The sequence below is a fragment of the Streptomyces sp. NPDC047022 genome, from assembly GCF_040644155.1.
In the GTDB taxonomy this organism is placed as follows: Bacteria; Actinomycetota; Actinomycetes; order Streptomycetales; family Streptomycetaceae; genus Streptomyces.
In genome coordinates, this window is sequence record NZ_JBEYVV010000020.1 from 87608 (window position 1) to 106034 (window position 18427).

General features: G+C 71.1%; 14 protein-coding genes. 13 read left to right on the top strand and 1 reads right to left on the bottom strand.

The features are described 5' to 3' along the window. The first annotated feature begins 97 nt into the window (after positions 1-97). The 10 genes from ABZ845_RS21120 to ABZ845_RS21165 all read left to right on the top strand — a co-directional run bounded on the left by ABZ845_RS21120 (position 98) and on the right by ABZ845_RS21165 (position 10743). The gene (locus ABZ845_RS21120) at positions 98-784 is read left to right on the top strand and encodes an alpha/beta hydrolase (RefSeq protein WP_360981858.1); all 687 of its coding nucleotides are present in this window, start codon (positions 98-100) and stop codon (positions 782-784) included. Positions 785-998: 214 nt separating this feature from the next. Then, complete coding sequence (locus ABZ845_RS21125) at positions 999-2342, top strand: DUF6002 family protein (protein WP_360981860.1); 1344 nt, start codon at positions 999-1001, stop codon at positions 2340-2342. Then, positions 2342-3463, top strand: coding sequence for a GNAT family N-acetyltransferase (locus tag ABZ845_RS21130; RefSeq protein WP_360981862.1), 1122 nt, complete (start codon positions 2342-2344; stop codon positions 3461-3463). The genes ABZ845_RS21125 and ABZ845_RS21130 overlap by 1 nt, the downstream gene beginning before the upstream one ends. 25 nt (positions 3464-3488) lie before the next feature. After that, positions 3489-4001 (top strand): thiamine pyrophosphate-binding protein, encoded by a 513-nt coding sequence (locus ABZ845_RS21135; protein WP_360981864.1) that lies wholly within the window; start codon positions 3489-3491, stop codon positions 3999-4001. Continuing rightward, positions 3998-4570: a thiamine pyrophosphate-dependent enzyme gene (locus tag ABZ845_RS21140; RefSeq protein ID WP_360981866.1), complete on the top strand. Its 573-nt coding sequence runs from the start codon at positions 3998-4000 to the stop codon at positions 4568-4570. The genes ABZ845_RS21135 and ABZ845_RS21140 overlap by 4 nt, the downstream gene beginning before the upstream one ends. Then, positions 4567-5871, top strand: a complete 1305-nt coding sequence (locus ABZ845_RS21145; RefSeq protein WP_360981868.1) for an MFS transporter — start codon at positions 4567-4569, stop codon at positions 5869-5871. The genes ABZ845_RS21140 and ABZ845_RS21145 overlap by 4 nt, the downstream gene beginning before the upstream one ends. Next, positions 5871-6785 carry an LLM class flavin-dependent oxidoreductase gene (locus ABZ845_RS21150; protein ID WP_360981870.1) on the top strand — a complete coding sequence of 305 codons (915 nt, stop codon included), beginning with the start codon at positions 5871-5873 and terminating at the stop codon, positions 6783-6785. Before ABZ845_RS21145 ends, ABZ845_RS21150 begins: the two co-directional genes overlap by 1 nt. Beyond that, positions 6785-8614 (top strand): asparagine synthase (glutamine-hydrolyzing), encoded by a 1830-nt coding sequence (gene asnB / locus ABZ845_RS21155; protein WP_360981872.1) that lies wholly within the window; start codon positions 6785-6787, stop codon positions 8612-8614. Before ABZ845_RS21150 ends, asnB begins: the two co-directional genes overlap by 1 nt. A 519-nt stretch (positions 8615-9133) precedes the next feature. Next, complete coding sequence (locus ABZ845_RS21160) at positions 9134-10072, top strand: hypothetical protein (RefSeq protein WP_360981874.1); 939 nt, start codon at positions 9134-9136, stop codon at positions 10070-10072. Further along, entirely contained in the window at positions 10006-10743 is a 738-nt protein-coding gene (locus ABZ845_RS21165; protein ID WP_360981876.1) for a VOC family protein, read from the top strand. The genes ABZ845_RS21160 and ABZ845_RS21165 overlap by 67 nt, the downstream gene beginning before the upstream one ends. A 174-nt stretch (positions 10744-10917) precedes the next feature. Here ABZ845_RS21165 and ABZ845_RS21170 read toward each other — a convergent pair whose 3' ends face one another. Next, positions 10918-13458, bottom strand: coding sequence for an AAA family ATPase (locus tag ABZ845_RS21170; RefSeq protein ID WP_360981878.1), 2541 nt, complete (start codon positions 13456-13458; stop codon positions 10918-10920). Positions 13459-13735: 277 nt separating this feature from the next. On the opposite strand from ABZ845_RS21170, the gene ABZ845_RS21175 reads away from it, so the two are divergent. Genes ABZ845_RS21175 through ABZ845_RS21185 form a run of 3 tightly spaced genes read left to right on the top strand, consistent with a single transcriptional unit; the run spans position 13736 to position 18424 of the window. Then, positions 13736-16015, top strand: a complete 2280-nt coding sequence (locus tag ABZ845_RS21175) for a TOMM precursor leader peptide-binding protein (protein WP_360981880.1) — start codon at positions 13736-13738, stop codon at positions 16013-16015. 20 nt (positions 16016-16035) lie between these two features. Beyond that, positions 16036-17565 (top strand): SagB family peptide dehydrogenase, encoded by a 1530-nt coding sequence (locus ABZ845_RS21180; protein ID WP_360981882.1) that lies wholly within the window; start codon positions 16036-16038, stop codon positions 17563-17565. Positions 17566-17587: 22 nt separating this feature from the next. Further along, complete coding sequence (locus ABZ845_RS21185) at positions 17588-18424, top strand: HlyD family efflux transporter periplasmic adaptor subunit (protein ID WP_360981884.1); 837 nt, start codon at positions 17588-17590, stop codon at positions 18422-18424. Positions 18425-18427: the final 3 nt, after the last annotated feature.

Genomic DNA, 18427 nt, shown 5'->3' on the forward strand with positions numbered 1-18427 from the left:
CGGGCGGCGCCCCGGCCCCCACCCCCCCCCCCCCCGGGGGGGCCCCCCCCGCCCCCCCCCCCCCCCCCGCCCGCTCTCTCATCTGCCTGGAGACCGTATGAACACCGAACCCACCCTCGTCCTGGTCCACGGCGCCTGGCACGGCGCATGGTGCTGGGAGGCCCTGGAACCGGCTCTGCGCGAGCGCGGTATCGCCCACCGCGCCGTCGACCTGACCAGCCGCGGCACCGATGCCGCGACCATCGGCGACCTGCACAGCGACGTCGAGTTCCTGCGCGATGTGGTGCAGGACATCGCGGGGCCGGTCGTGCTGCTCGGCCACTCGTACGGCGGCATGGTGATCACCGAGGCCGCCGACGGACTGGACAGCGTCACGCAGCTGATCTACCTCAGCGCCTTCCTGCCGGACGTCGGCGAGTCCATGCGCGTGCTGACCGGCGGCGGCAACGCCCCCTGGATCAACTTCAACCAGGGTCTGCTCAGCGTCGCCCCCGGCTGGGGCAGCCGGCTCTTCTACAGCGACTGCGACAGCGCCGCCGCCGCGGACGCGGAGTCCCGCCTGGTGTCCCAGTCCGCGGCCTCGTTCGGCCAGGAGATCAGCGCCACCGCCTGGCGCACCATCCCGAGCACCTACATCGTCACCACCGACGACCGTTCGGTGCCTACCCCGGGCCAGCGCACCATGTCCCGGCGCACGCGCGAGGTCGTGGACTTCCCGGGAGGCCACTCGCCGATGATCTCCCAGCCCAAGCGACTGGCCGACCTGCTGCGCGAGCGTCTGTGACCGTACCCGCCTGGGCCCGGAGCACTGCCCCGGGCCTCGAGCGGTGCCGGCCCGCTCCTGGTCGGGCCGGCGCCGGGCACCTCGAAGCGGCGTCCTGATCGGCCATCGGCCCGTTGGAAACCAAGCATGTCAGGAGCTCGACAGCGGCTGGATCGCCGGCCCGACGAGCATTTGTGTCCCCCTTGTCCTCGGTGGAAAAGGCGACCGAAAGAACATGTTCAACACCAGTGCGGTGCGGGACGGATACGTTTTCTCCCGATACGAACAACAGTTGCGGCAGGCGCTCGACCAGGCTGCGCGAATCCGGCCACCTGCCGACCATTTCACCCCTCCCTTCGAGTTGCCCCAAGGCTCGGCCGAGCTGAACGAGTTCTTCTCCGTCGCCACTCCGCGCTTCGCGGAGCTGGGCTCCGTCGGCCGGACGAGGCTCGTGCTGCTCGATCTCATGAGCAACCCGGACACCCGTACGGTCAAGACCCTGGCGTCGCTCGTGATCGTCGCCCGGGCGGTGCTGCACACCGAGCGGAGCGGCGAGCCGGTGCTGATCGTGACCCCGTCCTCGGCGAACAAGGCCACCGCTCTGCGGGACGCGGTGCTGCGCGCGTACCGGCACGGGCTCAGCACCCCTGACAAGCTGCGGATAGCCACCGTGGTCCCTCAGGAGGCCCGGCCGAAGCTCTGGTCTTCCGCTCTGAGCGAGAACGCGGAGCTGGCCGAGCGCAATCCCATGTGTGTGCTCGCGCCGGGCGGGCCGAGCGTCAAGCGACTCGCCAGGCAGGTCGTCGAGGAGAGCGCGGAAGAGGTGGCGGCCCGCACCGGGTTCCGGTTGTGGCACACCCTGGACCTGCTCAACTACCAATGTGCCGACGCGGTCCGCGCGTTCGCCGAGCGGGCGCGGCTGCCGCAGGCTCCGGGCGTCACGCGGGCGCACGCCCACTCGGTGTCGAGCGCGTTCGGCCTGCTGGGCCACCACTTCGGGACCTCCATGCTGCCGGAGTCGCGGTCCGGGCCCCAGTACTTCCTCGTGCAGCACATGGCCACGCCGGACATGGTCCTCAGCCTCTACGACATGGAGGTGCCGAAGTACCGCTTCGACCTGGCGACCGGGCTGTACCACCAGGAAGAGGATCCGCGATACCCCGGCACGACCTTCGACACCGAGGAGAACCTGGAAGCGACCTTCTACACCCGCTCGCCGGCGACGTCGCCCGCGATGAACGAACTCATCCGCGGCCACGGCGGCGGCGGTGTGGTGGTCTCGCTTCACGAGTGCCTCGACCGGTACGGCCAGATCCGCGCGCTGCTCGGCGGCGCGGGCGTCGGCCTGCCGGCCGATCCGCGCGGGCTGCGTGAGTGGTCGCTGGTCATGGCGCTGACCGGCGTCCTCAACGGCATCGACCGGGGCCTCCTCGACGCGGACGAGGTCGTGGTCCACGCGTCGGGCTCCTACTCCGTCCAGGACTTCAGCGCGATCCCGGATCCACGGCTGCGCCGCGTCGCGGACGCCGGGCAACTGCGGCAGGCCGTCTTCGCCGCGGCGAGCGCGGGGCGATGTTGATGGACGTCAAGTCCGTCTCGGCAAAGGCGCGATACCAGTGGACGTCGGGCAGCGGCGGCTGGGCGGAACTGCGCGCCCGGTGGGCGAACCTGCCCGGTCGGCGCTTCGCCCACCATGTCCTCACCTCGGCGGGCGGCCAGCTCTCGCTGGCATACCAGGGCATTCCCGAGGGAATGACCTACATCCTGCCCTACCTGCGGGATCAGGTGTCCGGGAAGACCGGGACGGTGTCCGCCAGGGACCAGCGGCGGCCCACCTGGCAGCAGACGCTCCGGGCCGCCCGCCGGCCCGAGGCCGACATCCTGGTGATCGGCTGCGCGCGTCAGCGGGCACGTCGGCTTCCGCCGAGTCGTTCGGTGCTGCTGCCCTTCCGCATCAACATGCTGCTCGACATCGATGCGGAGAACGTGTACCGCTGCGTTTCCGGCAATGAACGGCGCCAGTTCGCGAACCTGCGCCGCCGCCGCGAGTGGACCACCGAGATCGGCACCCGGCTGCAGGACCTCGAGTTCTTCTACGAGCGGATGCACCTGCCGACCATGGCGACCCGGCATGGTGAGGAGACCCGCAGCACCGACTGGGACGTCGCGCTGCACGCGTTGTTCCGGCATGGGTTCGTGCTGTTCGTCCGGGAGGGCGACCAGCGCGTGGCAGGGGTCCTCATCAGGCTGGAGGACGGCGGCGCGACGTTGTGGATGCGGCTGCTCGGCGTGCTCGACGGCGCCGAGGAGCACTACCGCAGCGGAGCCGTCAAGGCGGTGTACTACCTCACCATGGAGTGGGCCGCCGCGCACGGGGTGACCCGCGTCAACTTCTCGGGCGGGGATCCGTTTCCCGGCAAGGGAGTGTTCCAGTTCAAGCGCCGACTGCACCCGACGATCACGCACCCGGTGGATCACTTCCGCGACCGGCGGGCCTATCTGCGGGTGGGCAGGGACACTCCGGCGGTGCGCGACTTCCTCGTCGCGACACCCATGCTCACGGTCGACGACTCCGACCGGATCACCGCCACGCACTTCTTCGACAGCACACGTCCGGTCCGGTCCGACATCCGCGCCGACGGCCCGGGCGTCCACCGAGTGTCGGCGATCGATCTCGATGAATTCCTGGCCGAATCCTGACCTGTTCGAAATGGGGGCAACTACTATGCAGGCGTCTGTAGTGGACTTGGCCGGTGAGCTGTCGGATGAGCTGGTCGGCCATGGGTTCGGACCGTTCTACGGCACACCGTGCGGGATTCTGGCGCCGCTCTTCACGGCGATCGAAGAGCGGGCCGGACTGAACCTGGTGGTCCGGGAGGACAACGCGGTGGGCATGGCGGCCGGCGCGGCGCTGGCCGGACGATGTCCGGCCGTACTGATGCAGAACTCGGGGCTGGGTCAGTCGGTCAACGCCCTCGCCTCCCTGGTAGTGCCCTACCGGCTCGGGATGCTGCTGATCGTGAGTCTGCGCGGGGTGGACCCTGATTCGACGCAGGAGAACCAGGTGATGGGCCGGCTCACCGAGCCGCTGCTGAAGGAACTCGGCGTCGAAACCGCGGTCCTTGACTCCGGGGCGAGCCTTGCTGGCCAGATGGCGTGGGCGCGCGATGTCGTCGTCCAGCGGGGCCGGCAGGCGGCACTCCTGGTTCCTCCCACGGCGTTCGGATGGCGGCCGTGAACAAGACGACTGCGATCCGCGCCCTCATCGAGGCCACCACCGACGAGCCGATCGTCTTCACCACCGGATACGCGTGCCGGATCGCCCAGGGGCTCGCGGAGCGTCCGAACCACTTCTATATGACCGGGTCCATGGGGCTGGCCTCCTCGGTCGGAACCGGGATCGCCCAGCAGACCGGGCGTCCGAGCATCGTGGTGGACGGCGACGGCAGCCTGCTGATGAATCCCGCCGGTCTGGTCTGTGTGGGAGCGCTGGATTCGCTGCCGCTCGTGCACCTCCTGCTCGATGACGGCAAGTACGCCTCGACCGGTGGCCAGTACGTACCCTCCGGCAGGACCGATTTCGCGATGCTGGCACGGGGATGCGGCTACCCGCGGGTGGAGCGGATCGCCGACGCCGCCGAGCTCGCGGCTGCGCTGCGTGCGGCGATCGGCATGTGCTCGGCGCCCACGTTCATCCATTGTGTCCTCACCGACGAGGACCTGCCCGTCCCTCCGCGTGTGGAACCCGGGCTGGCCGAGCACGCGGCCCGCTTCAGTGCCGCGGTACGAAGGCTGGTGCCGCGTTGAGCCCCCGCTCGGCCGGGGCCCGATGGTCACGGCGTCCGGACTGGACGACCACCGCATGGTGGCGCAGGCCGGTCGGACCGGTCTACCTGGCCTCGCTCGTACTGTCATTGGGCAAGGGCGCTTGGTTCACCTGCTGGGCATTGTTCTTTCTGCACCAGGTCGGGCTGTCCACGACCGAGTTCGCCGTCGGCATCACCGCCGCGGGCGTCACGGGCATGATCGTGGGAGGGCCGCTCGGCTATCTCTCGGACCGGATCGGCACGCGCGAGACGCTCGTCGTGCTCGGAATGGTGCAGGGAGCGGCGATTCTCTCCTACACGGTCGTGCGCGGGTTCTGGGCGGTCGTGCTGGTGACCTGCGTGATGATCGCCGCCGATCGCGCCACCCCGGGCATTCGCATCGCGGTGATCTCCGGCCTGACCAGTGGCGACGACCGGATGGAGAGCATCTCGACCAACCGCGCGATGACACAGGGCGGCATCGTCGTGGGCGCGCTCGCGGGCGCGTACGTCCTGTCTCTGGACGACGCCAAGGGCTATCTCGGGCTGATTCTGATCTACGGATCGGCAACCATCGGCTGTGCGCTGTTGCTGCTCCGGGTGCCCCACGTGGAGTCGCTGCGGGACCGTCAGGCCAGCCGGCCGGTCATGGTGCTGCGCGATCGCCCGTTTCTGCTGATCACCTTGTTCAACGGGGTGCTGGCCCTGAGCTGGGGAATGCTCGACTCCGGAGTGCCGCTGTGGATCACCAACCACACCAGGGCCCCGCTGTGGGTCATGGGCGTGCTCATGGGGTACAACGCGGTGGCGATCGTCCTGTTCCAGAACCGGGTCAGCCGGTCGGCGACGACGGTGCCGGCCTCGGCGCGTCTCGGGCTGTGGTCGGGCGTGCTGCTGGCGGTCTCGTGTGCCGCCTTCGCCTGCACCTACCACGGCGCAGGTGCGATGGTGTTCGTGCTGCTGATCGTCGCGGCCTCGGTGCATCTGGTCGGTGAACTGTGCTTCGTCAGCAGTGGTTTCGGTCTCTCGGTGGCCCTGACACCGGACGACGCGCACGGCGAGTACCAGGGAGTGTTCTCGACCGGGCAGGCGGCGGCGCTGACCTTCTCCCCCGGCCTCATGGCGGTGCTGCTGGTCGAGTGGGGTGTGGTGGGCTGGTTCGTGCTCGCCGCGCTCTACCTCGCCGGCGGGGCCGGCACGATCTGGGCGAGCCGTTGGGCCCTGCGTGACCAGCGACGACAGCACGACGACGGGGACCCTCTCGTCGGCGCACTCGCCGACGGCCAGGGAGACACGGCGTAATGGGCGACCGGGTACGACTCGGCGCCCTGGTGCTCCCCGAACACCCTGGGCGGAACGGGATCGAGGTGTGGCGCAAGGTCGAGGAGCTCGGCTTCGACCACGCCTGGACCCTGGACCACCTGTCCTGGCGGATCCCGCCCGACCGGCCGTGGTTCGACGCGCTGACGACGCTGACCGCCGCCGCGGCCGTCACCAGCCACATCGGACTCGGCACCCTGGTCGTCTCGCCGAACTTCCGCCATCCGGTCCTGACGGCCAGGCAGGCGATGACCCTGGATCATCTGAGCGGTGGGCGGTTCGTGCTCGGCCTGGGCGCAGGAGCGGCCGGACGGGACAGCACCGCACTGGGCGGTCCGGACCTGACCCCGGCCGAACGAGCCGCGCGGTTCGAGGAGTTCGTGTCGCTGGTGGACCGGCTGCTGCGCGGGCCGACGACCACCTTCACCGGCCGGTACTTCTCGGCTCGTGACGTCATGATGGTCCCCGGAAGCCTGCAGTCGCCGAGGCTTCCGCTCGCCGTCGCGGCTACCGGTCCGCGAGGGATGCGCCTGGCCGCCGGGTTCGCACAGATGTGGATCACCATCGGGGATGCCGGCTCCCCGGGCGAGCAGTCCGAGGCCGAGGCCATCGACACGCTGCGGCGTCAGCTCTCCCGGCTGACTTCGGCGTGCGAGCAGGTGGGCAGGTCACCCAAGGAGCTTCGCAAACTGGTCAATCTCAGCCGGGTGGTGAAGGACCCGTACGGGTCGCCCGGGCGGTTGCGCGACCTGGTCGAGCGGTGCGCCGGGCTGGGCTTCACCGACGTGGTGGTGGCTTGTCCACGACGCGACGGAGTCTTCGCGGGCGACATGTCCTTGTTCGAAGAGTCGGTGGCGCGGCTGCGCTGCGATCCCGTCCGGGAAAGGAACGACTGATGTGCGGTTTTGCCGGCTGGCTCGACTTCGCCAGGGACCTGCGCGGGCAGCGGGCCGTTCTCGACGCGATGACCGACTCACTGCGCGACCGCGGACCCGACGACCGCGGCACATGGTTGTCGCAGCACGTGGGGCTGGGCCACCGGCGGCTGGCTGTCATCGATGTGGCCGGTGGTGTGCAGCCGATGAAGGCGGAGGTGGGCCCTCATCGTTCCCCCGTGGTGCTGGTGTACGCGGGCGAGGTGTACAACTTCCGCGAACTGCGTGCCGAGTTGGCGGGCCGGGGGCACAGCTTCACCACCAGGTCGGACACCGAGGTGCTGCTGCGCGCGTACCTCGAATGGGGTGCCGCATGCGTCGAGCGGCTGAACGGGATGTTCGCCTTCGCCGTCTGGGACTCGGTACGGGAAGAGCTGGTCCTCGCCCGTGACCGCCTGGGCGTCAAGCCGCTCTATTACGCGCCGCAGCGCGAGGGTGTGCTGTTCGCCTCGGAGCCGAAGGGCATTCTTGCCAACCCGGGCTTCACCGCCACCCTGTCGGCCCAGGCACTGCCCATCCTGCTGAACCCGAGGCTCGCCCTGGCCGGCGAGACGCCCATCAGCGGTCTGTTCGAGGTCAAGCCGGGCCACGTGGTGCGAATAGACCGCCGGGGCCATCACGAGTACCCGTACTGGCGGCTGGTCAGCCGGGAGCACACGGAGGATCTGAAGAGCACCGTACGGAGCGTGCGCGACCTGCTGGAGGACATCGTCGAGCGGCAGCTCGTCGCCGACGTGCCCAGGGCGGCGATGCTGTCCGGCGGTCTCGACTCCAGCGCGATGGCCGCACTGGCGTCCCGTGCCCTGGCCCGGACGGGGAACGGCCCGCTGGTCACCTACTCCGTGCGGTTCAGCGGTGAGGAGAGCGACTTCCGGCCCACAACGCTCCGGCCCGAACGGGACGCGCCGTACGCGGAGCTGGCGGCCAAGCATCTCGGAACCGACCATGTCGAGGTCGTGCTGGACCCGGGCGAGGTGGCCGCTGCCGCGCCGTTCACCCGCCGGGCCCGCGACCTGCCGGGTCTCGGGCAGTTCGACACCTCGATGTATCTGATGTTCGCCGCCCTGCGCGAGCGTTCGACGGTGGCCCTGTCCGGCGAGGCGGCCGACGAGGTGTTCGGCGGTTACCCCTGGTTCCACGACCCTGCCACCGTGTGGCGCGAGACGTTCCCCTGGGCCGGGAACGCACCCCGGCTCGCGGACTGCCTGGCGCCGGACCTCCGGCAGGCGTTGCGGCCGGCCGAACTGGAAGCCGATCGCTACGCCACGCTGCGGGCCTGGGTGCCGAGGCTGGACGGCGAGGACGGCATCGGCGCGCGCATGCGCGAGGTGCTGTTCCTCAGTCTCCAGGGGCCGCTCGCGATGCTGCTGGACCGCAAGGACCGCATGAGCATGGCGGTGGGGCTGGAGGTCCGTGTCCCGTTCTGCGACCACCGGTTGCTGGAGTACGTCTGGAACGTTCCCTGGTCGATGAAGATCGCCGACGGCCGGGAGAAGAGCCTGCTGCGCATGGCGGTCGCCGACCTGCTGCCGGAAGAGATTCTGCTGCGGCCGAAGTCGGCGTACCCGGCGATGCACGACCCCGCTCATGACGCCGCCGTTCACAGCGCCGTGCGCACTCTGCTCGACGACCGGACCTCTCCCCTGGCCGGCCTGCTGGACAGGGAGAAGGTGAACGAACTGATGACCGGACAAGGTCCGACGATGACCCATGCCAGCACCGCGCACCTGCTGATCCCGTTCCTGGAAACGGACATCTGGATGCGCGAGTACGGCCTCGCCCCGTCCTGAGCGGCCGTTGGGCCACCGGCTCGCGCGTGATCGGCCCCCGGCTCGGCTCACGGACAGAAGTAAGATCACACACACCTCCAGGCCCGTCCCGACCGTCCGGCGCGCCGCTGGATTCAGCGGTACCGGAGGAGACACCGCGGCGCGTCCGAGGGGCCGAATTCGCGTCCGGCACACGGATATCCGCTCCGTGCCGGGCGAGGAATTCAGGGCTTGACAGTCGGCGCACGGACAACGAAAATGATCTTCACTCATGTGGGTGCATCCGAATAAACAGGATCCCCGCCTGCCAAAACGGGGCTTTTCGATGTCTGCACGCGCACTTCCGGGTAACGGGCGGAACTGCTCGACCTGCGCGACCGGCTTACCCGGCGCAGTCTTCCCGCCCGTGCGACGAGGGTGAACTGACCCCCCTCCACGCAGCACGGTTCATTTTGCATGATTTTTCATCCTTTTGACTGGCGCTTTGCCTTTTGCCATGTCGGCATGTCGGCATGCCGCGGTCCGGAACCGGGATAGGGTATGAACGTCAAGGGGGACATAGTCCTGCGGTTTTCCGAGATCGAGGTCGAGGTCGCCTCGTCGGATCATTCGGAGATCGCCTTCCTTTTCGGACCGCATGTGACACGTGACACCGGTTCCGCGTCCATGGCCTCGATGCGTGTCGAGTTCACCGTCCCGACGCGACGGCAGCCGGACGGCGGCACGCCCGCGGAGAAGGAATTCCTGGTCCGTCACGACGACGGCACACCGCTGCTCCGCCGCACCTTCCGGGGCTGGGGCACCATGCCACCGCCCCTCCCGCCGTTCGCCGCGCTGGGTGAGCGGTACGCGCTCATGCGGGCGGTCGTCCTCGCGAAGAACTCCTCGACGGTGGCCCTGGTGGGCGGCCCCTATTCGGAGACACTGAGCGTGGCCTCCGCCCTGGCGCAGCGCTCCTGGCGCTTCGTCTCCGGACAACTGCTCGTGTTCGACCTGGCCGAGGAGCAAGTGGTGCCCTGCCTGCTGCCGTTGGAGGCCAGAGGCCGGGCGGCCCGCCGGATGCGCACCGCCGGGCTGTCCGAGGAGAGCCTGCGCACGGTCCCCTCGCCTCTGGGCGGGGAGATGCTCCTCGTCCGGCCCGAATCACTGGGCGATGTGGTGCCGGTCGACGCGCGGATCGCCCTGCCGTCCTTGGTACGGCTGTGCGGCGCCGTGGACGACGCGGTCCGGATGGCCCCCACGGAGTTCACTCCTCATGTGTGGCCGAGGGAGGCGGACACCGCCTTCTCCGCCGCACCCCGCTACCAGCTGGAGATCTCCTCGGCGAACGGTGCGGAGGAGGCGGCCGGGCTCATCGACACCGAACTCACGCGGAAGAACGACGCCGAACGCTCGCGAAAGAAGGACGACGGATGCCCCGACGCACCGGCTACCGGCCCGGCAGCCCCTGCTGGGTCGACTGCATCACTCCCGACCTGACCGGGACCGGGCGGTTCTACACGGAGCTGTTCGGCTGGGAGTACACCACGGAGGGGCCCGGGTTCCAACTGGCCCGGCTCGGCGGGGAGATCATCGCAGGGCTGGGTGCGACACCGCCCGGCCTGCCGCCCGTCGCACGATGGACCGTCTACCTGGCCGCCAAGGACATCGACGCGACCTCGGCCAGGATCCGCGAACTCGGCGGCCGGATCGTGATGGGCCCGGTCCCGGCGGGGGCCGACGGACGGCTGTGCCTCGCCGTGGACCCCGACGGCGCACCGGTCGGCATCTGGGAAGGGCACCACGACGAGGGTGTGGTGCTCGGCGACGAGGAGGGCGCGGTCTGCGACTTCGAGCTGCGCACCCCCTGGCCCGAACGGGCCGAGCGGTTCTACGGGGAGCTGTTCGGCTGCTCCGTCAGCGGGGAGGGATCCCGCCTCTCGCTGGATCTGGACGGAACGCGACTTGCCTGGCTCACCCGCGCCGGGAGCGGCGAACAGCCGTACTGGCTCCCGCACTTCGGGGCCGGGACCGACGCGCTCGCACGTTCCCGCGCCCTGGGGGCCACCGCCCCCGCCACCCCGGGCGACCCCGGGAGCGGTCCCGGAGCGGTCCTGCTCCGGGACCCTTGGGGCGCGGAGTTCGCCCTGACGGCCGTCGCAACGCCCTGACCGCCGTCACAACGCCCTGACGGCCGTCACTGCCCCGCCATCGCATGCCCCTGATGGCCGTCACGGCGCGATGGCCATCACATGCCCTGCCCTCCGTCACAGCGACTTGACGGAGGGCACAGCGCTATGGCCGCCGCCCCTTGCCCGGCTGCCGTCACGGGACCCTGACAGCCGTCACAACGCCTTGACCGCCGCCGCCAGTTCCGGTCGTCCCTTGATGGCCAGCTTGCGGTAGATCCGGCCCAGGTGGGTGTCGACCGTGCGCTTGCTCAGGCACAGGCGTTCGGCCGCTTCCAGATTGCTGAGCCCCTGCAACACCAGCTCCGTGACCCGGCGTTCGCTCGGCGTCAGCCGGACCGGCACGGCGGCGGTGCGGCCGATCGGCGGTACGTGGTCGCCCGCCGGGGGATGCGGCGCCGTTCCCGGAGCGGGCTCCGTGGCGATGGTCCGGGCGGCCCCGGGCTCACCCATCGCCTGGTAGGCCTGCGCGGCGTGGGCCCGCCACGGGACGCAGGCCGGATTGGCGATGCCGCGTGCCGCCAACTGGTGGCCGCACTCCAGGAAGAGCCGCAGCGCCTCGTTGTGGTCGCCCCGCGCCATGGCCGCCAGACCGGACGCCTCCAGCACCAGACCGCGCAGCAGCGGATGCGAGTCGGCGGGCGGCTCCGGCAGCTCCTGCCGCGGTGCGCAGGCGTCCCCGCGGCGCAGCGCGAGCCGCAGCAGCAGCGCCGCCGCGGCGGCGTGCAGCCCGGGGGCGTTGACCCGGTGCTCGGTCAGCTGACGCGCGGTGCGCGCGTCCTCCTCGGCGGCGGTCAGATGCCCCCGCCGTACGGCGATGTCGGCGCGGGCCAGCAGGGCCAGCGCGAGTTCGCCGGGACGGTTCCAGCGCTCCGCCGAGCGGACCGCGCGTGCGGCCCAGAGGGCGGCCTCGTCGAGCCGTCCGCACCAGGCCAGTGCCATCGCCGCGCCCAGGACCCCGGAACCCGCCTCCGCGGCGGACGCCGAGCGGACACAGCGCACCGCCAGCCGTACCGCCCGGCGGTGCGACCGGCCTCCGGCCGCCGTCATGACGGCCAGTGTGCCGAGGAACGCCTGGGCCGCCGGGTCGGCCGGGCCGTGGGCGAGGGCCCGGACCGCGCGGCGCAGCCCCGCGCGGTGCCCGGCCAGGGCGGCCTGCGCGCTGACGGCGAGCAGCGGTTCCCTCGGAGGCTCCGGGAGCGCGGCGAGCGCCGCCGCCGTTTCGGCGAAGGGTTCCGACGCCGCCATGGAGGCGAGCGCCAGCACGGGCCCGGTGAAGGGCATCAGGGCGCGCGCACGCTCCACGGGGTCGGACGTGGCCGCTGCCGTGGCCGCCAGACAACGGGTCGCGGCCGGGAGGTCACGATGCAGCTCGACCGCGCCGAGCTGGACGGTCATCTGCCGCACCGCCTCTTCCGGGGCCGGTTCGGTCAGACCGCGCCGCAGGTAGCGTGCGGCGACGTCCCAGGAGCCGCTCTCCGCGGCGTCCCTGGCCGCGGCACGGAGCGCCGGGAGGGCCCAGTCCAGTCCGGTCGAGCCGGAGCTCAGCAGGTGCTCCGCCGCGCGGGTGGCGGGCGCACCGAGCCTGACCATCAGCTCACCGGCCCGCTCGTGCAGGGTGACCAGGGTGCCGGCCTCGGTGCCGGCCAGTACGGCGCTGCGTACGAGGTCGTGGCACAGACCTCCGGGTGGTTCCGGCTCGACCAGACCGGTACGGACCAGCACGGCCCGTGCCTCGTCCGCGATCAGGTCGCCCTGGCCCGCCAGCATGGCGGCGTGGGCGGACGGAACCTCAGGACCCAGCACCGCCATGGCGGTGAGCAGGTCGAAGGCGGTGGCGTGGCGCTCCCGCAGCCAGGTCAGCGCGGTGTCGGCGAGGGTGGCGGCCACGATCTGCCGGACGGTCTCCGGGTCGGGCGCTCCCGGCGAGATCCGGCCCGCGGCGAGCCGTGCCGTCAGCTCGGCGAGGATCAGCGGGTTGCCCTGGGAGACCGCGTGGCACAGGGCGGCGAGCTCCGTGTCGACCGGTGCGCCGAGCCCGTCGGCGAGCCGGTCGCTGGTGCAGCTGTCGCACAGCGGCTCGGGGACGAGCACGGTGGTATGTGCCAGGGCGCCGAGTTCGGCGGCGACCTGGTGGCCCGCGTCCGAGTCGACCGTGGCGATCATCAGGACCGGCAGCCCGTCGAGCCGCCGCGCCAGATACGTACACCAGTGCAGAGACTGCGGGTCGGCGAGGTGGAGGTCGTCGATGGCGAGGAGCACGGGACGGCGGCTGCTGAGGTCGCGGGCCGCGTGGAACAGCTCGTCGAGTACCGCGTGCCGGCCCCCGGACCCCCCGGGCGCGCTTTCACCACTGACGGGAACGGCTTCCGCTAACTGCTCGGAGAATTCCACGAGCGGCGTTCCCTGCTGCGCCGACCGGTGTGTGAAGGGATCGAAAAGCTGCCGGACCACACCATAGGGGAAATCCTGCTCGTACGCGTGGCACCGGGCACGCAGCGGTACGGCCAGTTCGGCGGCGCGGACCGTCATGGCGTGCAGCAGCGCGGTCCTGCCGACACCTCGGGGCCCGCTGAGCAGCAGCACCGAAGGACGCCCCGCGGCCAGTCTCATCAAGGCTGTTTCCAGCGCGTCCAATTCGCGTTCGCGGTGCGGCAGGTGGTCGACCCCCGTCTCCGCGGTCGTGGCTGTCACCATGCGGCCCCCCATCATCCACGCCCGGCGACCACAGTGTCCCCGAATCCTGTGAAGTGTCAATGCGGAATGGCTGGTTCCGGCATTACGTATCGACGTACGTATATGCCCTCCTCCAATACTTCCGAACCCCGGATACGTACACACGGATACACGGATACCGATACCGATTGTGCGGTATGTACAGCGGTTTTGAGCCCGTGTTCGAATGAACCGCCGACTGTCGGATCACTGATCGCCGAATCGGCATCGCACCCATGAACTTCCGGGGGGATCACCTATGGAGCGACCGCGCCTGAAAGCGCATTTCCGGACCGAAGTGGTGGACGGATCCAAAGTCTTCCTGCTCGGTGAAGGCCAGGAATTCCTCGTCCAAGGAGCCGCAGCGGTCCATCTGCTGCCGTACCTGGACGGCCGGCACACCGTGGCGGAGATCCTGCAGAAGCTGAGCGGGACGCTGTCGCTCGGCCCCGCGCTGACCGCGCTGCGCCGCTACGAGGTGGCGGGCCACCTCGCCGAGGGCCGCCCCGGCCTGCCGGACGCCGTGCTCGCCTACTGGGATGCCCAGGGCGTCGACCCCGCGCAGGTCGCCGACTCGGCGGCCCGTACCGAACTGCTGGTCACCGCCGCCGGATCCGCCGAGGCCGAGCCGGTCGTGCGCGCCCTGCACGGGATGGGGCTGCGCGCACGGGAAGTGACCCACGATCAGGCGCGCGCCGCCGGTCCGGACACGCTGACCGTGATCCTGGTGGACGACTACCTCGACCCGCTGCTCGAGGAGCTCAACACCGCCCGCCTCGCGGACGGACGGCCGTGGCTGCTGGCCCGCCCTACCGGCACCTCGCCCTGGCTCGGCCCGCTGCTGCGGCCGGGCGGCACCGGCTGCTGGGACTGCATCCGCCAGCGCATCAGCGGCAACCGTCAGGTGGAGCGCTACCTCAGCGGCAAGCGCGGCCAGAGCGTCCCGTACCACCCGGCCACCGCCGCCGTTCCGGCCGGTCCCGCGGCGCTGGCCCAGCTACTGGCCGTGGAGCTGGCGAAGCTGCTGGCCACCGGGGCTTCCGAACGGCTTGACGGGCGCATGATCAGCCTCGACCTGCCGGCCCTGGGCACCGACGAGCACATGCTCATCCGTCAGCCGCAGTGCCCGAGCTGCGGTGACCCGACGCTGATCAGCGAGCGCAGCCCCAAGGTGACGCTCACCGCGCGCCCCGCACGGCACACCACCGACGGCGGCTACCGGGTGCAGGCCCCGCAGGTCACCTACGACCGGCTGAAGAAGCACATCAGCCCCTATCTCGGCGCCATCACCAAGCTCGGCGCGCACGAGGAGACCGGCAACGGGATCACGTACAGCTTCACCGCCGGGCACAACTTCGCGATGGTCAACGACAACATGGACCTGCTGCGCCGCAACATGCGCGGCCAGAGCGGCGGCAAGGGCCGCACCGAGATGCAGGCCAAGGTCAGCGCGGTCTGCGAGGCCATCGAGCGCTACTCGGCGGTCTGGCGGGGCGAGGAGCGCGTGGTCCACGCCACGTACCAGGACCTGGACCCGGCCGTGGCGCTGCACATGGACGAGCTGCTGCTGTTCTCCGCCGAGCAGTTCGAGCACCGGCAGGAGTGGAACGCCAACCCCATGCACCGGCTGCACCTGGTGCCGGACCCGTTCCGCACCGATCTGGACCTGGACTGGTCCACCGCCTGGTCGCTCACCCACGAGACGGAGCGCCTGGTCCCGGCCGGCTACGCCTGGTACGGGCACCCGGACATGGCCCGGCACTTCTACTGCGTCAGCGACTCCAACGGCTGCGCCAGCGGCAACACCATCGAGGAAGCCGTGCTCCAGGGCTTCTGCGAGGTCGTGGAACGCGACGCCGTGGCCCTGTGGTGGTACAACCGGCTGCCCCGGCCCGCCTTCGACCTGGACTCGCTGAACGACCCCTACGTAGCCCAGATGCGTGCCTTCTACGCCTCCATGGACCGCGAACTGTGGGTCCTGGACATCACCTCCGACCTGGGCGTGCCCACCTTCGCGGCGATCTCACGGCGCGACCACGAGGTCGAGGACGTGATGGTCGGCTTCGGCGCTCACCCCGACCCGCGGATCGCCGCGATCCGGGCGCTGACCGAGGTCAACCAGTTCCTGCCGTTCGTCGACCGCAGGGACGAGCACGGCGCGACGGTCTACCGGACCGACGACGTGGAGACGCTCGCCTGGTGCCGTGAGACGAAGGTGGCCGAGGAGCCCTGGCTGCTGCCCGACCCCTCGGCTCGCCCCTCGACCGTCTCCGACTTCGCTCCGATGGTCGGCCACGACCTTGCGGGACATGTCGCCGACTGTGTGGCGCGCGCCCGCGCCTGCGGCATCGAAGTGATCGTGCTGGACCAGAGCCGCCCCGACCTCGACCTCAGCGTGGTCAAGGTGATCGCCCCCGGCATGCGTCACTTCTGGCGGCGTACCGGCCCCGGCCGGCTCTACGACGTACCGGTGCGCCAGCGCTGGCTGAACGCGCCGCGCACCGAGGCGGAGCTCAACTCCAAGAACGTCTTCTTCTAGAGCCCGCTGGAAGGGAACTCATGACGACGACCTCACAGCTTCCCGCGCCGAACGAGCCGGCGGCGGATGTCGCGCCCGGCTCGGCGCGGTGGTGGCTGAGGCTGCGCAGGGACGCCGAACCCGCGCCCGCCCGCACCGGCGGGGCACTGCGGATCGCGGCGCCCTTCGGCACCCTCGACCTGGGTGAGCCGCCTCCGGGGATCCGCGCGGCGCTGACCGCGCTGACCGGAGGCGAACGGCCCGAGGAGGAACTGACCGCGGCCGTCGCCGAGCGTGACGGCGAATCGGGACTGCTGCGCTGGCATCTGACGGTGCGCAAGCTGGACGGCCACGGTCTGCTGGAGCACGCGCTGTATCAGGACGGTGCCGCGCACCAGCCGGGCAGGCCGCTGGCAAGGCTGCGCGTGGTCGGCCGCGGCGCGGGCGCGCCGGGACCGGCGCCCGACCCAGCGGCGCGGCTGCGGCTCTCGCGCTTCGTCACCGCCACGCCCACGGACGGCATGCTGGTGCTGCGGGCGCCCGGCAGTCCGCTCGCGGTCGAACTCGGGCCCACCGGGGGGGTCCTGCTCGCGGCGCTGACGGACTGGACGACACCGGCCCAGCTGGCTCACCGGGACGGGGGGCTACCGCTCGACACGCTGCGCCAGGCACTGCGGCTGTTCACCGCGGCCCGGCTGCTCGACCAGGACGGGCCGGAGCGTGAGCAGCCGGAGGAGCGCCGCACCGCCCAGTGGTCCGCCACCGACCTCGCCTTCCACGCGTACACCCGGATGCCCGGCACGGTGGCGGCGTCCGGCGGCAGCTACCCGGGTGCGGCCCGGTTCGCTCCCGAGCCGGCCTCGCCACCGCCGTTCCCCGGCGAGCGGATCGCCCTGCCGGTGCCGGACCTCGAACAGGTGGCCAGGCGTGAGCGGCCCTTCGCCGAGATCCTGGAGGCCCGCAGCTCGGTCCGCGACCACGACGAGACGCCGCTGACCGTGGAGCAGCTCGCCGAGCTGCTGTACCGCACGATGCGGCGGCGCGGCGCGTTCGTCGGCAGCGACGGCCAGGAACTGGCCGACCGGCCGCTGCCCAGCGGCGGCGCGGTGCACGAGCTGGAGGTCTACCCGCTGATCAGCTCCTGCACCGGCGTGGCGCCGGGCCTGTGGCACTACGCCTCCGACCGGCACGAGCTGGAGCTGGTGGCGGAGCCGGGTCCGGCCACCGCGGCGCTGCTGACCGCGGCCAGGGAGACCTCCTTGATGACCGCGGACCCTCAGGTGCTGCTGCTGATCACGGCCCGCTTCGGCCGGGTGATGTGGAAGTACGAGACGGTCGCCTATCCGCTGATCCTCAAGCACGTCGGCGTGCTCTACCAGAGCCTCTACCTGGTGGGCACGGCGATGGGGCTGGCCACGTGCGGGCTGGGCGGCGGGGACGCCGCCGACTTCGCCGCCGCCAGCGGTCTCGACTGGCTCACCGAGGGGACGGTGGGCGAGTTCGTGGTGGGGAGCAGGCCCAGGACACCGCGTCAGGACATCGGTGTGCCCAGGGGAGAGGACCGAAGATGAGACGCACGGGGGGAGAACAGCGGTGAGGTTCCGGTTCAAGGCGCTCCAGCGGATGCGGGAGCCGGACGAGTTGGACACGCCGACTCTGCTGGCCGCGCCACGCGGCTGGGTCGCGCTCTTCGTGGTCATGATCACCATGACCGGGGCGCTGCTCTGGGTCTTCACCGGGCGGCTCCCGATCAGCGTGGACGCCCCAGGACTGCTCACCATGCCCGGCGGGACCGGACTCGTGCAGAGCCCGTACGCGGGTGTGGTGCAAGAGGTGCTGGCCAAGCCCGCGGACACGGTCACCCAGGGTCAGCCGCTGGCTCGCGTCGAGGATGCCTCGGGCAGGGCCAGGGTGGTCAGCAGCCCGTTCACCGGGCAGGTGGTCGGCTTCCCGGTGGACAAGGGGCAGGTGGTCCACCCCGGCACGACGGTGGCGTCCGTCGAACGCACCGACGCTAACGCGGGCACCGGGGGCGGGAACGACCGCGACGCCATGGTGGCGATGGTCTTCGTCCCGGCCCCCCGCGCGGCGGGGCTGAGGCCGGGTCAGTCGGTCGACCTGTCCGTGTCCACCGCCCCGGCCGGGACGTTCGGCCTGCTGCGCGGCAGGATCGAGTCGGTCAGCCCCTACTCCCTGACCAGCGAGGCCGTCTCCGGCCTGGTCGGCGGTGACCTCGCGGCCCACACGTACGCGGGCAGCTCACCGCCGCGTCTGGTGGTGGTGCGACTGCTCCGCACTGCGGACACCCCGACGGGCTTCGTCTGGACGTCGGCGAGCGGACCGCCCGGCCGGCTGAGCACCCAGGTGTCGGTCACCGCGACCATCAACCTGGGCCACCAGACCCCCTTCAACCTCCTCCTCGGCCGCTGAAGG

Excerpts from the sequence above, each read along its gene's own strand:
- ABZ845_RS21175 (WP_360981880.1), top strand. The coding sequence starts at position 13,736 with ATGGAGCGACCGCGCCTGAAAGCGCATTTCCGGACCGAAGTGGTGGAC.
- ABZ845_RS21165 (WP_360981876.1), top strand. The coding sequence starts at position 10,006 with ATGCCCCGACGCACCGGCTACCGGCCCGGCAGCCCCTGCTGGGTCGAC.
- ABZ845_RS21150 (WP_360981870.1), top strand. The coding sequence starts at position 5,871 with ATGGGCGACCGGGTACGACTCGGCGCCCTGGTGCTCCCCGAACACCCT.
- ABZ845_RS21130 (WP_360981862.1), top strand. The coding sequence starts at position 2,342 with ATGGACGTCAAGTCCGTCTCGGCAAAGGCGCGATACCAGTGGACGTCG.
- ABZ845_RS21180 (WP_360981882.1), top strand. The coding sequence starts at position 16,036 with ATGACGACGACCTCACAGCTTCCCGCGCCGAACGAGCCGGCGGCGGAT.
- ABZ845_RS21160 (WP_360981874.1), top strand. The coding sequence starts at position 9,134 with ATGAACGTCAAGGGGGACATAGTCCTGCGGTTTTCCGAGATCGAGGTC.
- ABZ845_RS21170 (WP_360981878.1), bottom strand. The coding sequence starts at position 13,458 with ATGGTGACAGCCACGACCGCGGAGACGGGGGTCGACCACCTGCCGCAC.
- ABZ845_RS21125 (WP_360981860.1), top strand. The coding sequence starts at position 999 with ATGTTCAACACCAGTGCGGTGCGGGACGGATACGTTTTCTCCCGATAC.
- ABZ845_RS21135 (WP_360981864.1), top strand. The coding sequence starts at position 3,489 with ATGCAGGCGTCTGTAGTGGACTTGGCCGGTGAGCTGTCGGATGAGCTG.
- asnB (WP_360981872.1), top strand. The coding sequence starts at position 6,785 with ATGTGCGGTTTTGCCGGCTGGCTCGACTTCGCCAGGGACCTGCGCGGG.
- ABZ845_RS21120 (WP_360981858.1), top strand. The coding sequence starts at position 98 with ATGAACACCGAACCCACCCTCGTCCTGGTCCACGGCGCCTGGCACGGC.